This is a genomic window from Streptomyces sediminimaris, assembly GCF_047049295.1.
GTDB lineage: Bacteria > Actinomycetota > Actinomycetes > Streptomycetales > Streptomycetaceae > Streptomyces > Streptomyces sediminimaris.
The window spans coordinates 1,540,860-1,563,102 of record NZ_JBJWOT010000001.1 but is presented as its reverse complement, the minus strand read 5'-3'; the positions used below and the strand labels follow the sequence as shown (position 1 = coordinate 1,563,102).

Annotated in this window: 17 protein-coding genes; 15 read left to right on the top strand and 2 right to left on the bottom strand. The window is 72.8% G+C overall.

The genetic code is table 11. The annotated features are described in order from the left end of the window. Positions 1 to 4: 4 nt before the first annotated feature. From ACJ9NR_RS07245 to ACJ9NR_RS07190, 12 genes are all read left to right on the top strand, one after another. Complete coding sequence (locus ACJ9NR_RS07245; protein ID WP_412489134.1) at positions 5 to 1,291, top strand: dihydroorotase; 1,287 nt, start codon at positions 5 to 7, stop codon at positions 1,289 to 1,291. Continuing rightward, positions 1,288 to 1,902, top strand: coding sequence for a PH-like domain-containing protein (locus tag ACJ9NR_RS07240; protein WP_412489135.1), 615 nt, complete (start codon positions 1,288 to 1,290; stop codon positions 1,900 to 1,902). The genes ACJ9NR_RS07245 and ACJ9NR_RS07240 overlap by 4 nt, the downstream gene beginning before the upstream one ends. Further along, positions 1,899 to 3,068, top strand: a complete 1,170-nt coding sequence (carA, locus tag ACJ9NR_RS07235; RefSeq protein ID WP_412489136.1) for a glutamine-hydrolyzing carbamoyl-phosphate synthase small subunit — start codon at positions 1,899 to 1,901, stop codon at positions 3,066 to 3,068. The genes ACJ9NR_RS07240 and carA overlap by 4 nt, the downstream gene beginning before the upstream one ends. Continuing rightward, a complete protein-coding gene (carB, locus tag ACJ9NR_RS07230; RefSeq protein ID WP_412489137.1) occupies positions 3,061 to 6,369 on the top strand; it encodes a carbamoyl-phosphate synthase large subunit in 3,309 nt (1,102 codons plus the stop codon). The genes carA and carB overlap by 8 nt, the downstream gene beginning before the upstream one ends. Positions 6,370 to 6,436: 67 nt before the next feature. Continuing rightward, a complete protein-coding gene (locus ACJ9NR_RS07225) occupies positions 6,437 to 7,543 on the top strand; it encodes a quinone-dependent dihydroorotate dehydrogenase (protein ID WP_412489138.1) in 1,107 nt (368 codons plus the stop codon). After that, positions 7,540 to 8,385, top strand: a complete 846-nt coding sequence (gene pyrF, locus ACJ9NR_RS07220; RefSeq protein ID WP_412489139.1) for an orotidine-5'-phosphate decarboxylase — start codon at positions 7,540 to 7,542, stop codon at positions 8,383 to 8,385. Before ACJ9NR_RS07225 ends, pyrF begins: the two co-directional genes overlap by 4 nt. A gap of 267 nt (positions 8,386 to 8,652) precedes the next feature. Next, a complete protein-coding gene (locus ACJ9NR_RS07215) occupies positions 8,653 to 8,976 on the top strand; it encodes an integration host factor (protein WP_003977346.1) in 324 nt (107 codons plus the stop codon). A 58-nt stretch (positions 8,977 to 9,034) separates the two neighbouring features. Next, positions 9,035 to 9,628: a guanylate kinase gene (gene gmk / locus ACJ9NR_RS07210; RefSeq protein ID WP_412489140.1), complete on the top strand. Its 594-nt coding sequence runs from the start codon at positions 9,035 to 9,037 to the stop codon at positions 9,626 to 9,628. 82 nt (positions 9,629 to 9,710) lie between these two features. Next, a complete protein-coding gene (gene rpoZ, locus ACJ9NR_RS07205; RefSeq protein ID WP_031035771.1) occupies positions 9,711 to 9,983 on the top strand; it encodes a DNA-directed RNA polymerase subunit omega in 273 nt (90 codons plus the stop codon). Between the two features lie 121 nt (positions 9,984 to 10,104). Further along, positions 10,105 to 11,307 carry a bifunctional phosphopantothenoylcysteine decarboxylase/phosphopantothenate--cysteine ligase CoaBC gene (coaBC, locus tag ACJ9NR_RS07200; protein ID WP_412489141.1) on the top strand — a complete coding sequence of 401 codons (1,203 nt, stop codon included), beginning with the start codon at positions 10,105 to 10,107 and terminating at the stop codon, positions 11,305 to 11,307. A 240-nt stretch (positions 11,308 to 11,547) separates the two neighbouring features. After that, on the top strand, positions 11,548 to 12,756 hold the full coding sequence (gene metK, locus ACJ9NR_RS07195) for a methionine adenosyltransferase (protein ID WP_412489142.1): 1,209 nt from the start codon (positions 11,548 to 11,550) through the stop codon (positions 12,754 to 12,756). A 215-nt stretch (positions 12,757 to 12,971) separates the two neighbouring features. Then, the gene (locus tag ACJ9NR_RS07190; protein ID WP_412489143.1) at positions 12,972 to 15,125 is read left to right on the top strand and encodes a primosomal protein N'; all 2,154 of its coding nucleotides are present in this window, start codon (positions 12,972 to 12,974) and stop codon (positions 15,123 to 15,125) included. 718 nt (positions 15,126 to 15,843) lie between these two features. Here the strand turns inward: ACJ9NR_RS07190 and ACJ9NR_RS07185 are convergent. Then, positions 15,844 to 16,386: a hypothetical protein gene (locus tag ACJ9NR_RS07185; RefSeq protein ID WP_412489144.1), complete on the bottom strand. Its 543-nt coding sequence runs from the start codon at positions 16,384 to 16,386 to the stop codon at positions 15,844 to 15,846. A gap of 269 nt (positions 16,387 to 16,655) precedes the next feature. Between ACJ9NR_RS07185 and fmt the strand changes: the two genes are divergently transcribed. Both fmt and ACJ9NR_RS07175 read left to right on the top strand, forming a co-directional pair. Next, positions 16,656 to 17,588, top strand: coding sequence for a methionyl-tRNA formyltransferase (gene fmt / locus ACJ9NR_RS07180; protein ID WP_412489145.1), 933 nt, complete (start codon positions 16,656 to 16,658; stop codon positions 17,586 to 17,588). Between the two features lie 219 nt (positions 17,589 to 17,807). Beyond that, positions 17,808 to 19,226 (top strand): RsmB/NOP family class I SAM-dependent RNA methyltransferase, encoded by a 1,419-nt coding sequence (locus ACJ9NR_RS07175; RefSeq protein WP_412489146.1) that lies wholly within the window; start codon positions 17,808 to 17,810, stop codon positions 19,224 to 19,226. Here ACJ9NR_RS07175 and ACJ9NR_RS07170 read toward each other — a convergent pair. After that, on the bottom strand, positions 19,207 to 21,366 hold the full coding sequence (locus tag ACJ9NR_RS07170; RefSeq protein ID WP_412489147.1) for an MMPL family transporter: 2,160 nt from the start codon (positions 21,364 to 21,366) through the stop codon (positions 19,207 to 19,209). The genes ACJ9NR_RS07175 and ACJ9NR_RS07170 overlap by 20 nt on opposite strands. 134 nt (positions 21,367 to 21,500) lie before the next feature. On the opposite strand from ACJ9NR_RS07170, the gene rpe reads away from it, so the two are divergent. Next, the gene (gene rpe, locus ACJ9NR_RS07165; RefSeq protein ID WP_412489148.1) at positions 21,501 to 22,187 is read left to right on the top strand and encodes a ribulose-phosphate 3-epimerase; all 687 of its coding nucleotides are present in this window, start codon (positions 21,501 to 21,503) and stop codon (positions 22,185 to 22,187) included. The last annotated feature ends 56 nt before the right edge of the window (positions 22,188 to 22,243 follow it).

The following is a 22,243-nucleotide window of genomic DNA, read 5'->3' as shown; positions in this document are numbered from 1 at the left end:
GACCATGAGCAAGATCCTGATCCGTGGCGCCAAGGTGCTCGGCGGTGAGCCGCAGGACGTGCTGATCGACGGCGCGACGATCGCCGGGGTGGGCGCCGGGCTGAGCGACGAGGGCGCCGAGGTCGTCGAGGCCGCCGGCAAGGTGCTGCTGCCGGGCCTGGTCGACCTGCACACCCACCTGCGCGAGCCGGGCCGCGAGGACTCCGAGACCGTGCTGACCGGCACCCGCGCGGCCGCGAGCGGCGGCTTCACGGCCGTGTTCGCCATGGCCAACACCTTCCCGGTCGCCGACACCGCCGGCGTCGTCGAGCAGGTCTACCGGCTCGGCCAGGAGCACGGCTACTGCGACGTGCAGCCCATCGGCGCCGTCACCGTCGGACTGGAGGGCAGGAAGCTCGCCGAGCTGGGCGCCATGCACGAGTCCGCCGCCGGGGTCACCGTCTTCTCCGACGACGGCAAGTGCGTCGACGACGCCGTGATCATGCGCCGCGCGCTGGAGTACGTGAAGGCCTTCGGCGGCGTCGTCGCCCAGCACGCGCAGGAGCCGCGGCTGACCGAGGGCGCCCAGATGAACGAGGGCGTCGTCTCCGCGGAGCTGGGGCTGGGCGGCTGGCCCGCGGTCGCCGAGGAGTCGGTCATCGCCCGGGACGTGCTGCTCGCCGAGCACGTCGGCTCCCGCGTGCACATCTGCCACCTCTCGACCGCGGGCTCGGTCGAGATCGTCCGCTGGGCCAAGTCCCGCGGCATCGACGTCACGGCCGAGGTCACCCCGCACCACCTGCTGCTGACCGACGAACTGGTGCGGACGTACAACCCGGTCTACAAGGTCAACCCGCCGCTGCGCACCGAGCGCGACGTGCTCGCCCTGCGCGAGGCCCTCGCCGACGGCACCATCGACATCGTCGCCACCGACCACGCCCCGCACCCGCACGAGGACAAGGACTGCGAGTGGGCCGCGGCCGCCATGGGAATGGTGGGCCTGGAGACCGCGCTGTCGGTGGTGCAGGAGACCATGGTGGACACCGGGCTGCTGACCTGGGCCGGGGTCGCCGAGCGGATGTCCTTCACGCCCGCCGTGATCGGTCGGGCCAAGGGCCACGGGCGTCCCGTCTCGGCTGGTGAGCCCGCCAACCTCACGCTCGTGGACACGGCATACCGTGGGCCGGTGGACCCCGCGGGCTTCGCCTCGCGCAGCCGGAACACCCCCTACGAGGGGCGCGAGCTGCCCGGCCGTGTGACGCACACCTGGCTCCGGGGCAAGGCCACGCTCGTCGACGGGAAGCTCACGTGACACCTGTAATCCTGCTGGCCGCCGAGAAGAAGTCGGCCGAGGTCACCGACTGGGCCGCCCGCATCGGCTGGCTCGTCGGGCTCGCCCTCTTCGTCGCGCTCGTCTACTGGCTGATGCGCGAGGGCTGGAAATGGCGCGGCACGCTCCAGGGCGACCTGCCCGAGCTGCCCGCCCGCCCGTCTCCCACCACCACCCTCAACCGAGGCGGCAAGCCGCCGCAGCCCGGAATGCCGGACGAACCCGGCGAGGCGAGACTGACCATGAGCGGCCGCTACCACGGCTCCACCACCGCCGGTCAGTGGCTCGACCGCATCGTGGCGCGCGGCCTCGGCACCCGCAGCCGGGCCGAGCTCACGCTGACGGACGCGGGACTGGACGTCGTACGCCCCGGAGCGACCGACTTCTTCGTCCCGGCGGCGCAGCTGCGCGGGGCCCGGCTGGACAAGGGCATCGCCGGCAAGGTGCTGACCGAGGGCGGCCTGCTCGTGGTGACCTGGCAGCACGGCGATCGGCTGATCGACTCCGGCTTCCGCTCCGACCACGCGGCCGAGCACGCCGAGTGGGTCGAGACCCTGAACCATATGATCAACAAGACGGAAGGCGCACGATGACAACCTCCACCAGGGGAGCCAGCAGGACTCCCGCCGTACTCGTCCTGGAGGACGGCCGGATCTTCCGCGGCCGTGCCTACGGGGCCGTGGGGGTGACCTTCGGCGAGGCGGTGTTCTCGACCGGCATGACCGGCTACCAGGAGACCCTGACCGATCCCTCGTACCACCGCCAGGTCGTCGTGATGACCGCCCCGCACGTCGGCAACACCGGCGTGAACGACGAGGACCCGGAGTCCAGGCGCATCTGGGTCGCCGGCTACGTCGTGCGCGACCCCGCGCGCGTGCCCTCCAACTGGCGCTCCCGGCGCTCGCTGGACGAGGAGCTGCGCCACCAGGGCGTCGTCGGCATCTCCGGCGTCGACACCCGCGCGCTCACCCGCCATCTGCGCGAGCGGGGCGCCATGCGCGTCGGCATCTTCTCCGGCAACGCGCTGCCCGACGAGGGCACCATGCTCACCGAGGTCCGCCAGGCCCCGGAGATGAAGGGCGCCGACCTCTCCGCCGAGGTCGCCACCAAGGAGGCGTACGTCGTCCCGGCGATCGGCCCCGACGGCGAAGCCGTCCCGATCGGCACCGCGAAGTTCACCGTCGCCGCCGTCGACCTCGGCATCAAGGGCATGACCCCGCACCGCATGGCCGAGCGCGGCATCGAGGTGCACGTGCTGCCCGCCACGGCCACCGCCGACGAGGTCTACGCCGTCGGCCCCGACGGCGTGTTCTTCTCCAACGGCCCGGGTGACCCGGCCACCGCCGACCACGCGGTCTCCGTCATGCGGAGCGTGCTGGAGCGCGGCACCCCGCTGTTCGGCATCTGCTTCGGCAACCAGATCCTCGGCCGTGCCCTCGGCTTCGGCACCTACAAGCTCAAGTACGGCCACCGCGGCATCAACCAGCCCGTGCAGGACCGCACGACCGGCAAGGTCGAGGTCACCGCGCACAACCACGGCTTCGCCGTCGACGCCCCGCTCGAGAAGGTCTCCGAGACCCCCTACGGCCGCGCCGAGGTCTCGCACGTCTGCCTGAACGACGACGTGGTGGAGGGGCTGCGGCTCCTCGACCGGCCGGCCTTCAGCGTCCAGTACCACCCCGAAGCGGCAGCGGGCCCGCACGACGCCGCCTACCTGTTCGACCGCTTCGTATCCCTGATGGAGGGCCAGCGTGCCTAAGCGCACCGATATCCAGTCCGTCCTGGTCATCGGCTCCGGCCCGATCGTCATCGGCCAGGCCGCCGAGTTCGACTACTCCGGCACGCAGGCGTGCCGCGTCCTGAAGTCCGAGGGACTGCGCGTCGTCCTGGTGAACTCCAACCCGGCGACGATCATGACCGACCCGGAGATCGCCGACGCCACCTATGTCGAGCCGATCACCCCGGAGTTCGTCGAGAAGATCATCGCCAAGGAGCGCCCGGACGCGCTGCTGCCCACCCTGGGCGGCCAGACCGCGCTCAACACCGCGATCTCGCTGCACGAGAACGGCGTGCTGGCCAAGTACGGCGTCGAGCTGATCGGCGCCCGGCCCGAGGCGATCCACAAGGGCGAGGACCGCGACCAGTTCAAGGAGGTCGTGGAGGAGGTCCGCAAGAAGATCGGGCACGGCGAGTCCGCCCGCTCGGTCATCTGCCACTCGATGGACGACGTCCTGGGCGGCGTCGAGACCCTCGGCGGCTACCCGGTCGTCGTCCGCCCGTCCTTCACCATGGGCGGCGCCGGCTCCGGCTTCGCGCACGACGAGGAGGAGCTGCGCCGCATCGCCGGCCAGGGCCTCACGCTCTCCCCGACCACCGAGGTGCTCCTGGAGGAGTCCATCCTCGGCTGGAAGGAGTACGAGCTGGAGCTGATGCGCGACAAGAACGACAACGTCGTGATCGTCTGCTCCATCGAGAACTTCGACCCGATGGGCGTGCACACCGGTGACTCGATCACCGTCGCGCCCGCGATGACGCTGACCGACCGCGAGTACCAGGTACTGCGGGACGTCGGCATCGCGATCATCCGCGAGGTCGGCGTCGACACCGGCGGCTGCAACATCCAGTTCGCGGTGAACCCCGAGGACGGCCGGGTCATCGTCATCGAGATGAACCCGCGCGTCTCGCGCTCCTCCGCACTGGCCTCCAAGGCGACCGGCTTCCCGATCGCCAAGATCGCCGCCAAGCTCGCCGTCGGCTACACCCTCGACGAGATCCCGAACGACATCACGCAGGAGACGCCCGCCTCCTTCGAGCCGACCCTCGACTACGTGGTCGTCAAGGCACCGAGGTTCGCCTTCGAGAAGTTCCCGCAGGCCGACTCCACCCTCACGACCACCATGAAGTCGGTCGGCGAGGCCATGGCCATCGGGCGCAACTTCACCGAGGCCTTCCAGAAGGCGCTGCGCTCGCTGGAGAAGAAGGGCAGCCAGTTCACCTTCGTCGGCGAGCCCGGCGACAAGGACGAGCTGCTGCGCGCGTCGGTACGGCCCACCGACGGCCGGATCAACACCGTCATGGGGGCCATCCGCGCGGGCGCCACGCCCGAGGAGGTCTTCGAGTCCACCAAGATCGACCCCTGGTTCGTCGACCAGCTCTTCCTCATCAAGGAGCTCGCCGACGAGCTCGCCGAGGCCGCCGAGCTGACGCCGGAGCTGCTCGCCGAGGCCAAGCGCCACGGCTTCTCCGACGTGCAGATCGCGGAGATCCGCGGCCTGCGCGAGGACGTCGTGCGCGAGGTCCGGCACGCGCTGGGCATCCGCCCGGTCTACAAGACGGTCGACACCTGCGCCGCCGAGTTCGCCGCCCGGACGCCGTACTTCTACTCCTCCTACGACGAGGAGACGGAGGTCGCCCGGCGCGAGAAGCCCGCGGTCATCATCCTGGGCTCCGGCCCCAACCGCATCGGCCAGGGCATCGAGTTCGACTACTCCTGCGTGCACGCGTCCTTCGCGCTGAGCGACGCCGGGTACGAGACGGTGATGGTCAACTGCAACCCGGAGACCGTCTCCACCGACTACGACACCTCCGACCGCCTGTACTTCGAGCCACTGACGCTGGAGGACGTGCTGGAGATCGTCCACGCCGAGCAGCAGGCCGGCCCGGTGGCGGGCGTCGTCGTGCAGCTGGGCGGCCAGACCCCGCTGGGTCTCTCGCAGGCGCTCAAGGACAACGGCGTGCCGATCGTGGGCACCTCGCCGGAGGCCATCCACGCCGCCGAGGACCGGGGCGCCTTCGGGCGCGTGCTCGCGGAGGCCGGCCTGCCGGCCCCCAAGCACGGCACCGCCACCACCTTCGCCGAGGCCAAGGCCATCGCCGACGAGATCGGCTACCCGGTCCTCGTCCGGCCGTCGTACGTCCTCGGCGGCCGCGGCATGGAGATCGTCTACGACGAGACCCGGCTGGAGTCCTACATCGCCGAGTCGACCGAGATCAGCCCCTCGCGGCCGGTGCTGGTCGACCGCTTCCTCGACGACGCGATCGAGATCGACGTCGATGCCCTCTACGACGGCACCGAGCTCTACCTCGGCGGCGTCATGGAGCACATCGAGGAGGCCGGCATCCACTCCGGCGACTCGGCGTGCGCCCTGCCCCCGATCACCCTGGGCGGCTTCGACATCAAGCGCCTGCGGGCCTCCACCGAGGCCATCGCCAAGGGCGTCGGCGTGCGCGGCCTGATCAACATCCAGTTCGCGATGGCGGGCGACATCCTCTACGTCCTGGAGGCCAACCCGCGCGCGTCGCGCACCGTCCCCTTCACCTCGAAGGCGACCGCGGTGCCGCTGGCGAAGGCCGCCGCCCGGATCTCGCTGGGCGCGACCATCGCCGAACTGCGGGCCGAGGGCCTGCTCCCGGCCGACGGCGACGGCGGCGAGCTGCCGCTCGACGCGCCGATCTCCGTCAAGGAGGCGGTCATGCCGTGGTCGCGCTTCCGGGACATCCAGGGCCGCGGCGTCGACACGGTCCTCGGCCCGGAGATGCGCTCCACCGGCGAGGTCATGGGCATCGACTCGGTCTTCGGCACCGCGTACGCCAAGTCGCAGGCGGGCGCGTACGGTCCGCTGCCCACCAAGGGCCGCGCGTTCATCTCGGTCGCCAACCGCGACAAGCGTTCGATGATCTTCCCGGCCCGGGAACTCGTCGCCCACGGCTTCGAGCTCCTCGCCACCTCCGGGACCGCCGAGGTCCTCAAGCGCAACGGCATCAGCGCCGCGGTCGTGCGCAAGCAGTCCGAGGGCGTGGGCCCCAACGGCGAGCGGACCATCGTCCAGCTCGTCCACGACGGCGAGGTCGACCTCATCGTCAACACCCCCTACGGCACCGGCGGCCGCCTCGACGGCTACGAGATCCGTACGGCGGCCGTGGCGCGGTCGGTCCCCTGCCTGACGACGGTCCAGGCGCTCGCCGCCGCCGTCCAGGGCATCGACGCCCTCAACCACGGAGACGTGGGCGTCCGTTCGCTCCAGGAACACGCGCAGCACCTGACCGCGGCCCGCGACTAGCGGCCGGCGAGGGGGACACCGGAAACGGTGTCCCCCTCTGTATGAGGACACAGAGGACACAACCGAGATGTACAAGATCTTCTTCCGTCTGGTCTTCCGGCGGATGGACCCCGAGCAGGCGCATCACCTCGCCTTCCGGTGGATCCGCCTCGCCGTCCGCGTCCCCGTGCTGCGCACCTTCGTCGCCGCCGCGCTCGCGCCGCGCTTCGAGGAGTTGCGCACCGAGGCGTTCGGGCTGCGCATGCACGGCCCGTTCGGCCTCGCCGCCGGCTTCGACAAGAACGCGGTCGCCGTCGACGGCATGGCGATGCTGGGCTTCGACCACGTCGAGATCGGCACGGTGACGGGCGAGGCACAGCCCGGCAACCCCAGGAAGCGGCTGTTCCGCCTGGTCCAGGACCGGGCGCTGATCAACCGCATGGGCTTCAACAACGACGGCTCGCTGGCCGTGGCGGCCCGCCTGGCGTCCCGCGAGCCGGTGTTCAGGACCGTCGTGGGCGTCAACATCGGCAAGACCAAGGCCGTCCCCGAGCACGAGGCCGTCGCGGACTACGTGAAGTCGGCCGAGCGCCTGGCGCCGTACGCCGACTACCTGGTCGTGAACGTCTCCTCGCCCAACACGCCCGGGCTGCGCGACCTGCAGGCCACCGAGGCGCTGCGCCCGCTGCTGAGCGCCGTCCGCGAGGCCGCCGACCGCACGGTGACCGCACGCCGCGTGCCGCTCCTGGTCAAGATCGCGCCGGACCTCGCGGACGAGGACGTCGACGCCGTGGCCGACCTCGCCGTCGAGCTCGGCCTCGACGGGATCATCGCCACGAACACCACCATCGCGCGCGAGGGACTCGGTCTGGCATCCGAACCCTCCCTGGTCGAGGAGACCGGCGGACTGTCCGGGGCGCCGCTGAAGGCCCGCTCCCTGGAGGTGCTGCGCCGCCTCTACGCGCGCGTGGGCGACCGCATCACCCTGGTGGGCGTCGGCGGCGTCGGGAACGCCGAGGACGCCTGGCAGCGCATCCTGGCCGGCGCCACGCTCGTGCAGGGCTACAGCGCCTTCGTCTACGAGGGCCCCTTCTGGAGCCGTGCCGTCCACAAGGGCCTCGCCGCCCGTCTGCGCACCAGCCCGTACGCCACCCTCGCCGATGCGGTCGGCGCCGACACGAGGAGCACCGCATGACCGTTCTCGAACCGTTCGGTATCCGTCTGCGCCGCGCGATGGACGAGCGCGGCCCGTTGTGCGTCGGCATCGACCCGCACGCGTCCCTGCTCGCCGAGTGGGGGCTGAACGACGACGTGGCGGGCCTGGAGCGGTTCAGCCGCACGGTGGTCGAGGCCGTGGCCGACCGGGTCGCCGTCCTGAAGCCGCAGAGCGCGTTCTTCGAGCGCTTCGGCTCCCGCGGCGTCGCCGTGCTGGAGAAGTCGGTCGAGCAGGCCCGGGCGGCCGGCGCGCTGGTGGTGATGGACGCCAAGCGCGGCGACATCGGCTCGACCATGGCCGCGTACGCCGAGACCTTCCTGCACAAGGACTCCCCCCTGTTCTCGGACGCGCTGACCGTCTCGCCCTACCTCGGCTACGGCTCGCTCTCCCCGGCCGTCGCCCTCGCCCGGGAGAGCGGTACGGGCCTGTTCGTGCTCGCCCTGACCTCCAATCCGGAGGGGGGCGAGGTGCAGCACGCCGTGCGCGCGGACGGGCGGACCGTCGGAGCGACGATGCTGGCCCACCTCGCCGCCGAGAACGAGGGGGAGCGGCCCCTGGGATCCTTCGGCGCGGTCGTCGGCGCCACGCTGGGCGACCTGTCCGCGTACGACCTGGACATCAACGGCCCGCTCCTGGCGCCCGGCATCGGCGCCCAGGGCGCCACCGCGGCCGGCCTTCCGGGCGTCTTCGGTTCCGCGGTGCGCAACGTCGTGCCGAACGTCAGCCGCGCGGTGCTGCGGCAGGGACCGGACGCCGGGGCGCTGCGCGCCGCCGCCGCCCGCTTCGCGGAGGAGATCGGCGCCGCCGTGGCGGCCGCCTGAGTCCTCCGATGAGTGGTCGAGCAGGTGTTCCAGAGGGCTGTTGAGTCTGGATACATTCTCAAATCCGGGGCAATATGTCCTAAATGTACGTCCTGGTGGAGGCTGACCAGGACTTTTCCGCTGTTCTCGCTGACTCTGGCGGACTTGCCCGCTAGTCTCCGACGAGAGTCCACGGGCAAGCGTGTTGCTCGCGGCTCCCCAGGTGTGGGGCGACTAGGTTCCTCACCGGTCCGTATCCGACAGTTCGACATCCGAGGTGACGTAGGCGTGGCTCTTCCGCCCCTTACCCCTGAACAGCGCGCAGCCGCGCTCGAAAAGGCCGCCGCGGCTCGCCGGGAGCGGGCCGAGGTCAAGAATCGACTCAAGCACTCCGGCGCCTCCCTGCACGAGGTCATCAAGCAGGGCCAGGAGAACGACGTCATCGGCAAGATGAAGGTCTCCGCGCTGCTCGAGTCCCTGCCGGGCGTGGGCAAGGTCCGCGCCAAGCAGATCATGGAACGACTCGGCATCTCCGAGAGCCGCCGCGTGCGCGGCCTCGGCTCCAACCAGATCGCCTCCCTGGAGCGTGAGTTCGGCAGCACCGGCTCCTGAGTCCCGGATCTCCGGACCGGAGTCCCGGGCATGCCGGGATTGCTGGAATAATCGCTGCATGGCTGCAACATTCCGGGGGACGACCCCCGAGCCCCCGGACGTACGTCCGCGGCTGACCGTGCTCTCCGGCCCCTCGGGGGTCGGCAAGAGCACGGTCGTCGCCCACATGCGCAAGGAACACCCGGAGGTCTGGCTCTCGGTGTCGGCGACGACCCGCAAGCCGCGTCCCGGCGAGAAGCACGGTGTCCAGTACTTCTTCGTCACCGACGACGAGATGGACAAGCTGATCGCCAACGGCGAGCTGCTGGAGTGGGCGGAGTTCGCCGGCAACCGCTACGGCACTCCGCGCGCGGCCGTGCTGGAGCACCTGGAGGCCGGTGTGCCGGTCCTGCTGGAGATCGACCTCCAGGGCGCCCGGCAGGTCCGCGAGACCATGCCCGAGGGCCGGCTGGTGTTCCTGGCTCCGCCCTCCTGGGAGGAACTCGTGCGCAGGCTCACCGGGCGGGGCACCGAACCGCCCGAGGTGATCGAGCGCCGGCTGGACGCGGCGAAGATCGAACTGGCCGCCGAGCCGGAGTTCGACATGACCTTGGTCAACACCTCCGTCGAGGACGTGGCGCGCGAGCTGCTAGCCTTGATGGACGTGGTGTGATCGCGCCCGATGGCCGAGGCTCGACCGCTTGATCATTCGCGATCACCACACTGAATCTTTCCCATCCATCGGAAGGTAGAGCGTGTCCTCTCCCATCTCCGCGCCCGAGGGCATCATCAACCCGCCGATCGACGAGCTCCTCGAGGCCACCGACTCGAAGTACAGCCTCGTGATCTACGCGGCCAAGCGTGCCCGCCAGATCAACGCGTACTACTCGCAGCTCGGCGAGGGCCTCCTCGAGTACGTCGGTCCGCTGGTGGACACCCACGTCCACGAGAAGCCGCTCTCGATCGCCCTGCGCGAGATCAACGCCGGTCTGCTGACCTCCGAGGCCATCGAGGGCCCGGCCCAGTAGTACTTTCGTATTGCAGTTGGCTTTTCCACAGGCCCGGCAGCGCGACTGCCGGGCCTGTGGTGTGTGATGGACAGGTGCGCCGGGAGCCGTGGCGCACGGAGGTCGAGTGCGGGGAGGCCCGGTGGACAAGCCGAAGGTCGTGCTGGGGGTCAGCGGCGGCATCGCCGCCTACAAGGCCTGCGAGCTGCTGCGAAGGCTGACGGAGTCGGGCCACGGTGTGCGCGTCGTCCCCACCGCCTCCGCCCTGCACTTCGTGGGCGCCGCGACCTGGTCCGCCCTCTCCGGCAACCCCGTCTCCACCGAGGTCTGGGACGACGTCCACGAGGTCCCGCACGTACGCATCGGACAGCACGCCGACCTGGTCGTCGTCGCCCCGGCGACCGCCGACGTCCTCGCGAAGGCCGCGCACGGCATCGCCGACGACCTGCTCACCAACACCCTCCTGACCGCGCGGTGCCCGGTCGTCTTCGCGCCCGCCATGCACACGGAGATGTGGGAGCACCCGGCCACGCAGGAGAACGTGGCGACGCTGCGCCGCCGCGGCGCCGTGGTCATCGAGCCCGCCGTCGGCCGGCTGACCGGTGCCGACACAGGCAAGGGCCGGCTGCCCGACCCGGCGGAGATCTTCGCGGTCTGCCGCCGCGTGCTGGACCGCGCGGGAAGCGAGCCCGACCTCGCCGGCCGGCACGTCGTCGTGAGCGCCGGCGGCACCCGGGAGCCGCTCGACCCGGTGCGCTTCCTCGGCAACCGCTCGTCCGGCAAGCAGGGCTACGCCCTCGCCCGCACCGCGGCCGCGCGCGGCGCCCGGGTCACGCTCGTCGCCGCGAACACCGGGCTGCCCGACCCGGCGGGCGTGGACGTCGTGCGCGTCGGCACGGCTGTGCAGCTGCGCGAGGCGGTGCTGAAGGCGGCGGCGGACGCCGACGCCGTCGTGATGGCCGCCGCGGTCGCTGACTTCCGCCCGGCGGCCTACGCGCCCGGGAAGATCAAGAAGAAGGACGACACGGAGCCGGACCCCATCGCCCTCGTGCGCAATCCGGACGTCCTCGCGGAGATCTCCGCGGAGCGCGCCCGCGACGGCCAGGTGATCGTCGGCTTCGCCGCCGAGACCGACGACGTCCTCGCCAACGGCCGCGCGAAACTGCGGCGCAAGGGCTGCGACCTGCTCGTGGTGAACGAGGTGGGGGAGCGCAAGACCTTCGGCTCCGAGGAGAACGAGGCGGTGGTGCTGGGCGCCGACGGCACCGAGACCCCGGTCCCGCACGGCCCCAAGGAGCACCTGGCCGAAACGGTCTGGGACCTGGTGGCGGAGCGCCTGCGCTGAATGTTTCCCGCGCTTGTGGACACTCTCAAAGCTCTGCCATGGAGGCGTGGCGCCCCTGGCCAATTCCGCAGGGGATTGGGCAGAATGCCCGTGCCGCAGGTCACAGCCCTCCCGAGAGGCGAGACAAGGAGGCCGATGGCCGAGCACGACCGATAAACTGTTCACGGACGAGGCCGGGCGCAGCCACCGGGCCCGTCCGCCCATGATCAGCCAGCAGCCGCTGCAACCCCAGGGAGCGTTGTGTCCCGTCGCCTGTTCACTTCGGAGTCCGTGACCGAGGGTCACCCCGACAAGATCGCTGACCAGATCAGCGACACCATTCTCGACGCGCTTCTGCGTGAGGACCCGTCCTCCCGGGTCGCCGTCGAGACGCTGATCACCACCGGTCTGGTCCACGTCGCCGGTGAGGTCACCACCAAGACCTACGCGGACATCGCGAACCTCGTCCGCGGCAAGATCCTCGAGATCGGCTACGACTCCTCGAAGAAGGGCTTCGACGGCGCCTCCTGCGGTGTGTCGGTGTCCATCGGAGCGCAGTCCCCGGACATCGCCCAGGGCGTCGACACGGCGTACGAGAACCGCGTCGAGGGCGACGAGGACGAGCTCGACCGGCAGGGCGCCGGCGACCAGGGCCTGATGTTCGGCTACGCGACGGACGAGACGCCGACCCTGATGCCGCTGCCGATCTTCCTCGCGCACCGGCTGTCGAAGCGTCTGTCGGACGTGCGCAAGAACGGCACCATCCCCTACCTGCGCCCCGACGGCAAGACGCAGGTCACCATCGAGTACGACGGCGACAAGGCCGTCCGTCTGGACACGGTGGTGGTCTCCTCGCAGCACGCGAGCGACATCGACCTGGAGTCCCTGCTCGCCCCGGACATCCGCGAGTTCGTCGTGGAGCCGGAGCTGAAGGCGCTCCTGGACGAGGGCATCAAGCTCGACACGGAGAACTACCGCCTCCTGGTCAACCCCACCGGCCGCTTCGAGATCGGCGGCCCGATGGGCGACGCCGGCCTGACCGGCCGCAAGATCATCATTGACACGTACGGCGGTATGGCGCGTCACGGCGGCGGCGCGTTCTCCGGCAAGGACCCGTCCAAGGTGGACCGCTCCGCCGCGTACGCGATGCGCTGGGTGGCGAAGAACGTGGTGGCGGCCGGGCTGGCGTCACGCTGCGAGGTCCAGGTCGCGTACGCCATCGGCAAGGCCGAGCCGGTCGGCCTCTTCGTGGAGACCTTCGGCACCGCCGAGGTCGACCACGAGAAGATCGAGAAGGCCATCGACGAGGTCTTCGACCTGCGCCCGGCCGCGATCATCCGCGACCTCGACCTGCTCCGCCCGATCTACGCCCAGACCGCGGCGTACGGCCACTTCGGCCGTGAGCTGCCCGAGTTCACCTGGGAGAAGACGGACCGCGTGGACGCGCTGCGCAAGGCCGTGGGGCTGTAGGTCCCCGAGTCCCGGCCGGGGCCCGGTTCCCTTCGGGGGCCGGGCCCCGGCGTCGTGCGGCGGGAGGCGGGGCTTCTCCGCCCCGGGGCGGGGGCCTCTCCGCCCCGGCGCGCTCGCCGGCCCTTTCGGCGGCGCCCCGGCGGCCGTGGTGATCCGTCGCCGGACCGGTCCCGGACCGCGCGTCGGTGTCAGTGGCGTTTGGTAAGAATGCAAGCGTGAGCAGCGAGAACGGTCAGCACGACGAGGGCGCGGACGGCGCGCCCCCGGAGCAGCTCGCGCTCATCCGGGAGAGCGTGCGCAAGGCCCAGGTGCCCAGGGCCAAGCCGCGGACGTGGCGGGGGGCGGCGCTGGCCAAGGAGCTGCCGGTGGCGCGGGTCCTGGTCGACAAGGGAGTGCTGCATCTCGACCGCTACTTCGACTACGCGGTGCCCGAGGAACTGGACGCCGACGCCCAGCCGGGTGTGCGGGTGCGGGTGCGGTTCGGGGCCGGGCGGCACCGGGTGCGCGAAGGGCGGCGCGAGGGCGGGGGCCTGATCGACGGGTTCCTCGTCGAGCGGCTGGCCGAGTCCGACTACTCCGGGCCGCTGGCCGCGCTGGCGCAGGTCGTCTCGCCCGAGCCGGTGCTGAGCGAGGAGTTGCTGGGTCTCGCCCGAGCCGTCGCCGATCGGTACGCGGGCAGTCTCGCCGACGTGCTCCAGCTCGCCGTGCCGCCGCGCAGCGCGCGGGCCGAGCAGCGGCCCTCGCCCGAGCCGCTGCCGCCGCCGAGCAGGCCGGACGCGGGGCCCTGGCAGAGGTACGAGCGGGGCGCCGCGTTCCTGGAGTCGCTGGCGTCGGGCGGCGCGCCGCGCGCGGTGTGGAACGCGCTGCCGGGGCCGGAGTGGAGCGAGGAACTGGCGCGTGCCGTGGCGGCGGCCCTGGCCTCCGGGCGCGGTGCGCTCCTGGTGCTGCCCGACGGGCGGGCGGTGGCGCGGGTCGACGCCGCGCTGACCGCGCTGCTGGGGGAGGGGCGGCACGCGGTGCTGACCGCGGACGCCGGGCCCGAGAAGCGGTACCGCGAGTGGCTCGCGGTGCGGCGCGGGTCCGTGCGGGCCGTCATCGGGACCCGCGCCGCCATGTTCGCGCCGGTGCCGGACCTCGGCCTCGTCGCCATCTGGGACGACGGGGACGACAGCCACAGCGAGCAGCACGCGCCCCAGCCGCACGCCAGGGAAGTGCTGCTGCTGCGGGCCGCCCTCGACAAGTGCGGCTTCCTGCTGGGCGGCTGGAGCTGCACCGTGGAGGCCGCGCAGCTCGTCGAGAGCGGCTGGGCCCGCCCGCTCGTCGCCGCGCGCGACCAGGTGCGGGCGGCCGCTCCGCTGGTACGGACGGTCGGGGACACCGACCTCGCACGGGACGAGGCCGCCCGGGCCGCCCGGCTGCCGACGCTCGCCTGGCAGGCCGTCAGGGAGGGCCTGCGGCACGGACCGGTGCTCGTCCAGGTGCCGCGGCGCGGCTACGTCCCCCGGTTGGCGTGCGCCGACTGCCGGGCGCCCGCCCGGTGCCGGCACTGCGCCGGGCCGCTGGAGGGACAGGACCCGGCGGCGGCCCTGCGGTGCGGGTGGTGCGGGCGCGAGGAGGAGGCCTGGCACTGTCCGGAGTGCGGCTCGCACCGGTTGCGGGCGCAGGTGGTGGGGGCGCGGCGGACCGCCGAGGAGCTGGGACGGGCGTTTCCCGCCGTGCCGGTGCGGACCTCCGGGCGTGAGCAGGTGCTCGACACCGTTCCGGGCGCGCCGGCGCTGGTCGTGAGTACGCCGGGGGCCGAGCCCGTCGCCGAGGGAGGGTACGCGGCGGCGCTGCTGCTGGACGGCTGGGCCATGCTCGGGCGGCCCGATCTGCGCGCCGGTGAGGACGCGCTCCGGCGCTGGATCGCGGCCGCCGCGCTGGTCCGCCCGCAGGGCGCGGGAGGCACCGTGGTCGTCGTCGCCGAGCCGACGCTGCGGCCGGTGCAGGCGCTGGTGCGGTGGGACCCGGTCGGCCACGCGGTGCGGGAACTCGCCGAGCGCGCCGACCTCGGCTTTCCGCCGGTGTCACGGATGGCGGCGGTCGCCGGGCCCGGGGAGGCGATCGGCGCGTTCCTTCACTCGGCCGAACTGCCGCGCGAGGCCGAGGTGCTGGGTCCCGTGCCCCTGCCGGTCACCCGGGCGGGCGGCCCGCGCAGGCCGGGAGCCCCGCCTCCCGGGGAGCGCTGGGAGCGGGCCCTGGTCCGGGTACCACCGGGCAGCGGCGCCGCACTGGCCGCGGCCCTGAAGGCCGCCCAGGCGGCGCGGATGGCACGCGGGCCCGGTGAGGCGGCGGTCCGGGTGCGGATCGATCCGCCGGACATCGGGTGAGGCGCGCGCTGCCCGCACCGGGGGTGCGGCCTCACGGACCCGCCGCGCCCGCCCGCCATGGCCCGGCCCACACGGTACGGCCCCGGCACGCGCCTGCCCTCGCGCCCACCGGTGCGCCTGCCCTGCCGGCGCACCGGGCGCAGGTCCGCGCCGTACCGGCGCGCGTCTGCCCTGTCGGTCCACTGGGCGGGTGACTGCCCTGCCGGTTTGGCTTCGCCCGTATGCCGTCCCGGTCGTACCGGCGTGCATTTGGGTTCGCGGCCACTGGGCGCGTGTCCGCTCTCTCGGCTCCGGCTGCGCACGTCTGCCCTCTCGGCGAACCGACGCCCGTCTGCCTTCCCGGTCCACCGGGCATGCGTCTGCCTTCCCGGCCCACCGGGCATGCGTCTGCCCTTCCGGCCCACCGGGCGCCTGTATGCCTCCCGGCGTGCCGACGCCCGCCTGCCCTCCTGGTCCGGTTGCGCACGTCTGCCCTCCCGGCGTGCCGATGCCCGTACGCCTGCCTCCCGGCGTACCGACGCCCGTACGTCCGCCTCCCGGCGTGCCGACGCCCGCCTGCCCTCCTGGTCCGGTTGCGCACGGCTGCCCGCCCGGCGTGCCGATGCCCGTACGCCTGCCTCCCGGCGTACCGACGCTCGTACGTCCGCCTCCCGGCGTGCCGACGCACGGCTGCCCTCCCGGTCCGTGCCGGGAGGGCAGGAAGGGGGAGAGGGGCGGCTCAGCCGTTGCGCGGGCCGGGGAAGGCCGTCGGCCTGGCCTCGTCGCGGAGGGACGGGCTGCCGGCCGTGGGCTGGGTGGGCATGGAGCGGGCGGCGGGGACCGTGGGGACCGTCTGGATGCCGGTGTTGACGCCGACCGGGCGGGGCGCCGTCGCCTCGGCCGGCCGCTCGGTCTCGGCGGCCGCCTGGGCCGCGGCGCGACGGGCGCCGTAACGGCGGTGCACCGCCTGCTTGGTGACCCCGAGCGCGGAACCCACCGCGTCCCAGGAGAAGCCGAGGGAACGGTCGAAGTCGACCGCGGCCGTGACCAGGGTCTCGACACTGTCCCGCAGCTCCTGCGCGAGGCGCACCGTCGGGGCGGGGGCGCGTCCGTAGACGACGAAGCCCGTGGAGGGACCGGAGCGGCGCGGGCGGTAGACGTTGCCCAGCTGGGCGGTGAGGGTGCGCAGTGCGTCCACCTGCCGGCGGACCCGCTCGATGTCCCGCACCAGCAAGTGCAGGCTGGCCCGAGCCTGGGCGTCGTGGGTTGCGTGGTCGGCCATGAACAAGCCTCTCGAACCGGCGTTGAAAACGGATCCGGGCCGCGCGGTCGCGGCCCGTTGTGGTCAACTCTCACTTGACCAACGTGTTTCCGCTCCGGGGGTCACGCTCAGGGGGCGTAAGGGCATATGCATACGCCCCCAGGGGCGGCCGCGCGCCGCGGCCTCGGTGATCCGGGCCCGTCCGCGCACGTGAACGCGGCACCGCGGGGCCGGGGTCATAGACTTGTGCGTCGCCGCAACAGCCCCCGCCCGAGAGGCCCCGCCCACCCATGAAGCTCGTCTTCGCCGGCACCCCCGAGGTCGCCGTTCCCGCTCTGGACGCTCTCATCGCCTCCGGGCGGCACGAGGTGGCCGCCGTCGTCACGCGGCCCGACGCGCCGGCCGGCCGGGGCCGCAGGCTGGTCGCCTCACCCGTGGCGCAGCGGGCCCAGCAGGCCGGCATCGAGGTGCTGAAGCCGATCAAGCCGCGGGACCCCGCATTCCTCGAGCGGCTGCGGGAGATCGCCCCCGACTGCTGCCCCGTCGTCGCCTACGGCGCCCTGCTGCCCCGCGTCGCCCTCGACGTCCCCGCCCACGGCTGGGTCAACCTCCACTTCTCGTTGCTGCCCGCCTGGCGCGGCGCGGCACCCGTGCAGGCCGCCATCATGGCCGGCGACGAGATGACGGGCGCGTCCACCTTCCTCATCGAGGAGGGGCTCGACTCCGGGCCCGTCTACGGCACCGTCACCGAGACGATCCGGCCCACCGACACCAGCGGCGACCTGCTCACCCGCCTCGCCTTCGCCGGGGCCGGACTGCTCGCGGCCACCATGGACGGCATCGAGGACGGCACGCTGAAGGCGGTGCCGCAGCCCGCCGAGGGCGTCAGCCTGGCACCGAAGATCACCGTGGAGGACGCCCGGGTCGACTGGTCCGCCCCGGCACTCAGGGTCGACCGCGTGGTGCGCGGCTGCACGCCGTCGCCCGGCGCCTGGACCACCTTCCGCGGCGAGCGGCTGAAGCTGATCCAGGTCGCACCGGTGCCCGACCGCACCGACCTCGCACCGGCGCGGCTGTCCGTCGGCAAGAACAGCGTGCACGCGGGCACCGGTTCGTACGCCGTCGAGCTGCTGTGGGTGCAGGCCCAGGGCAAGAAGCCGATGCGGGCGGCGGACTGGGCGCGCGGCGCGCGCATCGCGGACGGGGAGACGCTCGGCGGGTGACAGACCCGTCGTGAGAGCGGCGCCGCCGCCCGGCCGGCGGCACCGCGGCGGGCACCGCTTCCGCGGCGGCCCCGGCGCGGTGCGGCGGTCCGGGCGGCCGGGGCGAGGGTTCGGGCGCGGTGCGGCGGTCCTGGCGCGTGCGGCGGTCCTGGCGGCCGGGGCACCGGCGCGACGTACTCTTGGTGCGTATCCCTCCCAGACGTCCGGAGCACCTTCTTCGTGAGCGACACCTCCCGTGGGCCCCGCAGGCCCGGCAAGCCCTACCGGCGGCCGAAGAAAGACCCCGTCCGCATCCTCGCCTTCGACGCGCTGAGGGCCGTGGACGAGCGGGACGCCTACGCCAACCTCGTGCTGCCGCCCCTGCTGCGCAAGGCGCGGGAGAAGGGCGACTTCGACGCGCGGGACGCGGCGCTCGCCACCGAGCTGGTGTACGGGACGCTGCGGCGGCAGGGAACGTACGACGCGGTCATCGCGGCCTGTGTGGACCGTCCGCTGCGCGAGGTCGACCCGCCGGTGCTGGACGTGCTCAGCCTCGGCGTGCACCAGCTGCTCGGGACGCGCATCCCGACCCACGCGGCCGTGTCCGCCACCGTCGAGCTCGCCCGGGTCGTGCTCGGCGACGGGCGGGCGAAGTTCGTCAACGCCGTGCTGCGCAAGGTCGCCCAGGCCGATCTCGACACCTGGATCGAGCGCGTCGCGCCGCCCTACGACGAGGACCCCGAGGACCATCTCGCCGTCGTGCACTCCCACCCGCGCTGGATCGTCTCCGCGCTGTGGGACTCCCTCGGCGGCGGCCGCTCCGGCATCGAGGAACTGCTGGCGGCGGACAACGAACGGCCCGAGGTCACCCTCGTCGCGCGGCCCGGGCGGGCCACGGCCGGGGAACTGCTCGGCGAGGAGGCGGCCGTGCCGGGGCGCTGGTCGCCGTACGCGGTGCGGCTGACCGAGGGGGGCGAGCCCGGGGCCATCGAGGCCGTCCGGGACGGCCGTGCGGGTGTGCAGGACGAGGGCAGCCAGCTCGTGGCCCTGGCGCTCGCCGACGCGCCCGTGGAGGGCCGGGACGAGCGGTGGCTCGACGGGTGTGCCGGGCCCGGCGGCAAGGCGGCGCTGCTCGCGGCACTCGCCGCCGAGCGCGGTGCCGTCCTGCTCGCCGCGGAGAAGCAGCCGCACCGGGCGGGGCTCGTGGCCAAGGCGCTGCACGGCAACCCCGGGCCCTACCAGGTCATCGCCGCCGACGGCACCCGGCCGCCGTGGCAGCCCGGGTCCTTCGACCGCGTGCTGGTGGACGTGCCCTGCACCGGGCTCGGCGCCCTGCGCAGGCGGCCCGAGGCCCGCTGGCGCCGGCGTCCCGAGGACCTGGACGGGTTCGCGCCGCTGCAGCGCGCCCTGCTGCGCGGCGCCCTGGACGCCGTACGGATCGGCGGTGTCGTCGGCTACGCCACCTGCTCGCCGCACCTGGCCGAGACCCGGGCCGTCGTCGAGGACCTGCTCAAGCAGCACCCGGACGCCGAACTCGTCGACGCGCGCCCGCTGCTGCCGGGCGTGCCGGACCTCGGCGAGGGCCCCGACGTACAGCTGTGGCCGCATCTGCACGGGACCGACGCCATGTACCTCGCGCTCATTCGGAGGACTGGCTGATCCGGTCCTGGGCCGGGGGCACGGCGGCGGCCGGGCCGTCCCGCCGCGCCAGGTGGTGCGGCCACCACACCTTCTTGCCCACGTCGAGGAAGAGGGAGGTGACCAGCACCGACCGGACCACGAAGGTGTCCAGCAGGACGCCCAGCGCCACCGCGAAGCCGATCTCCGCGAAGCCCACCATCGGCAGGGTGCCCAGGGCGGCGAACGTGCCGGCGAGGACCAGGCCGGCCGAGGTGATCACCGCGCCGGTCGCGGCGAGGCCCGTGACCACGCCGGGGCGGGTGCCCTGCCGGACGGCCTCCTCGCGGATGCGGGTGGTCAGGAAGATGTTGTAGTCGATGCCCAGGGCCACCAGGAAGACGAAGACGAACAGCGGGAAGGCCACGTCCTCGCCCGCGTAGTCGAAGACATGGCGGAAGGCCAGCGCGCTCAGCCCCAGCGCCGTGGCCAGGGAGAGCATCACGGTGCCGATGAGCAGCAGGGGCGCCACGAGCGCGCGCAGCAGGAGGCTCAGCACCAGCAGGACGACGACCAGGACCAGGGGGATGACCAGGTAGTTGTCATGGGTCTGGGCGTTCTCCATGTCGATGAGCGCGGCGGTGCCGCCGCCCACCCGGGCATCGGCGCCGGGAACGGCGTGCACCGCGTCCCGTACCCGCTCCACGGTCGCCTTCGCCGCGTCGCTGTCGGCCGGGGCCCGCATGGTCGCCTCGAACAGCACCTGCCCGTCGTGCTCGGGTGCCGTGCCGGGCGGGACGCCGATGCTCTGCGGCACCACCCCGGGGTCCGCGGCGACGGCACGGCCCACCTGGACGGCCTGCGCCTTGTCCGAGACGATCACGAGCGGATCGCCGGTGCCCGCCGGGAAGTACCGCGCGGACACTTTCTGGCCGGTGATCGAGTCCGGTGTGTCGGTGAAGGCGTCCGCGTTGGGGATGCCCGCCGCGCGCAGCTGGAACAGCCCCAGCGACAGCACGATCAGCACCCCGGCCGTGATGCTCCAGACCATGCGCGGCCGACGGGCGAAGGTGCGGCCCATCCGGGCCCAGACGCCCCGCTCGGTCGGATCGGCGGACCCGAGGTGGGGGACGGCGGGCCAGAAGATCCAGCGTCCGAGGACCAGCAGCAGTGCCGGGAAGAGGGTGAGCATGGCCAGCAGGGCGACCGTCACGCCGATCGCCGCCACCGGGCCCAGGCCGCGCGTCGAGTTCATCTCGGCGACCAGCAGCACCAGCATGCTCAGCACGACCGTCAGGCCGGAGGCCAGAACGGCCGGCCCCGCACGGTTCATGGCGAGCCGCATCGCCTCGTGCCGGTCCTCGTGCCGGCGCAGCTCCTCGCGGTAGCGGGCGACGAGCAGCAGCGCGTAGTCGGTGCCCGCGCCGAACACCAGCACCGTGAGGATGCCGGCGCTCTGCCCGTTGACCGTCAGACCGGCGTGCCGGGCGAGCAGGTAGATCAGCGCCTGCGCCGTGAACAGAGCCGTCACCACCGCGAGGAGCGGCACGAAGAGCAGGACCGGACTGCGGAAGGTCAGCAGCAGCATCACGACGACCACGGCCATCGCGGAGAACAGCAGCGTGGAGTCGATGCCCTCGAAGGCCTTGGAGAAGTCCGCGGACGTCCCGCCGGGCCCGGTGATGTGCACGGCGAGTCCACCGCCGCCCCTGCCCACCTGCTCGCGGACGGAGTCGACGGCGGGCGCGATGCGCTGCCAGCCCTGCGCGTCCATGGTGATCGGCACGTAGATCTGGGCGGCCCGCGGGGCGACGCGGCGGTCGTAGACGGGGCCGCGGGTCTCCGCGCCGCGGATGCCGTGGTCGTGCAGGGACCTGATCTGCCGGGCGTCCTCGGCGATCTGCTGCCGGTCGCGCAGGGTGAGTCCGCCGGGGCGTGCGTAGACGACGACCGCGGGGATCTGCTCGGGCCTGAAGTGCTCGGAGGCGTTGAGCACCTGGGTGGACTCGGCGGAGCCGGGGAGCCAGGACTGGGCGTCGTTGTCCTGGGCGTCGTTGAGCTTCGCCCCGAACGGCGCCGCGACCACCAGGACCACCAGCCACAGCAGTACGATCAGCCACTTCGAACGCCGTCCGCACACGAAGCGGATGGCGTTCCCCTTCCATGCGTAAAGCCGCCTCATGGCCACCCCCGTAGACATGTCCGGCGCCGCTCGGCGGCCCAGCATGGCACGCAACGCCCGCGGGCGGCACCCGCTGAACGGCTCAGGTCCGTACCGGCGCGAACAAACGTGCCCGGACATGGCAGGCTTGGGGCATGGCCGCGCAGATCAACCCCAGCATCCTGTCCGCCGACTTCGCCCGCCTCGCGGAGGAGGCGAAGGCGGTGGAGGGAGCCGACTGGCTCCACGTCGACGTCATGGACAACCATTTCGTCCCGAACCTCACGCTCGGCGTGCCGGTCGTAGAGTCCCTGGCCCGTGCGACGGACACCCCGCTGGACTGCCATCTGATGATCGAGGCCCCCGATCGGTGGGCGCCCCAGTACGTCGAAGCGGGGGCCTCGTCCGTGACCTTCCACGTCGAGGCGGCCACCGCCCCGGTGCGGCTCGCCCGCGAGATCCGAGCCAAGGGCGCCCGTGCCGCCATGGCGCTGCGGCCCGCGACGCCGGTCGAGCCGTACGAGGACCTGCTCCCGGAGCTCGACATGCTGCTGATCATGACGGTGGAGCCGGGCTTCGGCGGGCAGGCGTTCCTCGACATCATGCTCCCGAAGATTCGCCGCTCCCGCGAGTTGATCAGCAAGCACGGCCTGGAGCTCTGGCTCCAGGTCGACGGAGGAGTCTCCGCCTCCACCATCGAGCGCTGCGCCGAGGCCGGTGCGGACGTCTTCGTCGCGGGATCGGCGGTCTACGGGGCCGAGGACCCGTCCGGGGCGGTCCGCGCGCTGCGCTCCAAGGCGGAGAAGGTGATCGCGGAGGCTTCCTGGGCATGCAACCACTGACCGACCAGAACGTGAACAGCTATCTGAACGCCGCCCATCGGGGCGGATCAAGTACG

What these genes read in the sequence shown, in the direction of transcription:
- ACJ9NR_RS07245 (WP_412489134.1), top strand. Translation starts at nt 5, where the DNA reads ATGAGCAAGATCCTGATCCGTGGCGCCAAGGTGCTCGGCGGTGAGCCG.
- carA (WP_412489136.1), top strand. Translation starts at nt 1,899, where the DNA reads ATGACAACCTCCACCAGGGGAGCCAGCAGGACTCCCGCCGTACTCGTC.
- ACJ9NR_RS07225 (WP_412489138.1), top strand. Translation starts at nt 6,437, where the DNA reads ATGTACAAGATCTTCTTCCGTCTGGTCTTCCGGCGGATGGACCCCGAG.
- pyrF (WP_412489139.1), top strand. Translation starts at nt 7,540, where the DNA reads ATGACCGTTCTCGAACCGTTCGGTATCCGTCTGCGCCGCGCGATGGAC.
- gmk (WP_412489140.1), top strand. Translation starts at nt 9,035, where the DNA reads ATGGCTGCAACATTCCGGGGGACGACCCCCGAGCCCCCGGACGTACGT.
- ACJ9NR_RS07185 (WP_412489144.1), bottom strand. Translation starts at nt 16,386, where the DNA reads ATGGCCGACCACGCAACCCACGACGCCCAGGCTCGGGCCAGCCTGCAC.
- fmt (WP_412489145.1), top strand. Translation starts at nt 16,656, where the DNA reads ATGAAGCTCGTCTTCGCCGGCACCCCCGAGGTCGCCGTTCCCGCTCTG.
- ACJ9NR_RS07170 (WP_412489147.1), bottom strand. Translation starts at nt 21,366, where the DNA reads ATGAGGCGGCTTTACGCATGGAAGGGGAACGCCATCCGCTTCGTGTGC.
- rpe (WP_412489148.1), top strand. Translation starts at nt 21,501, where the DNA reads ATGGCCGCGCAGATCAACCCCAGCATCCTGTCCGCCGACTTCGCCCGC.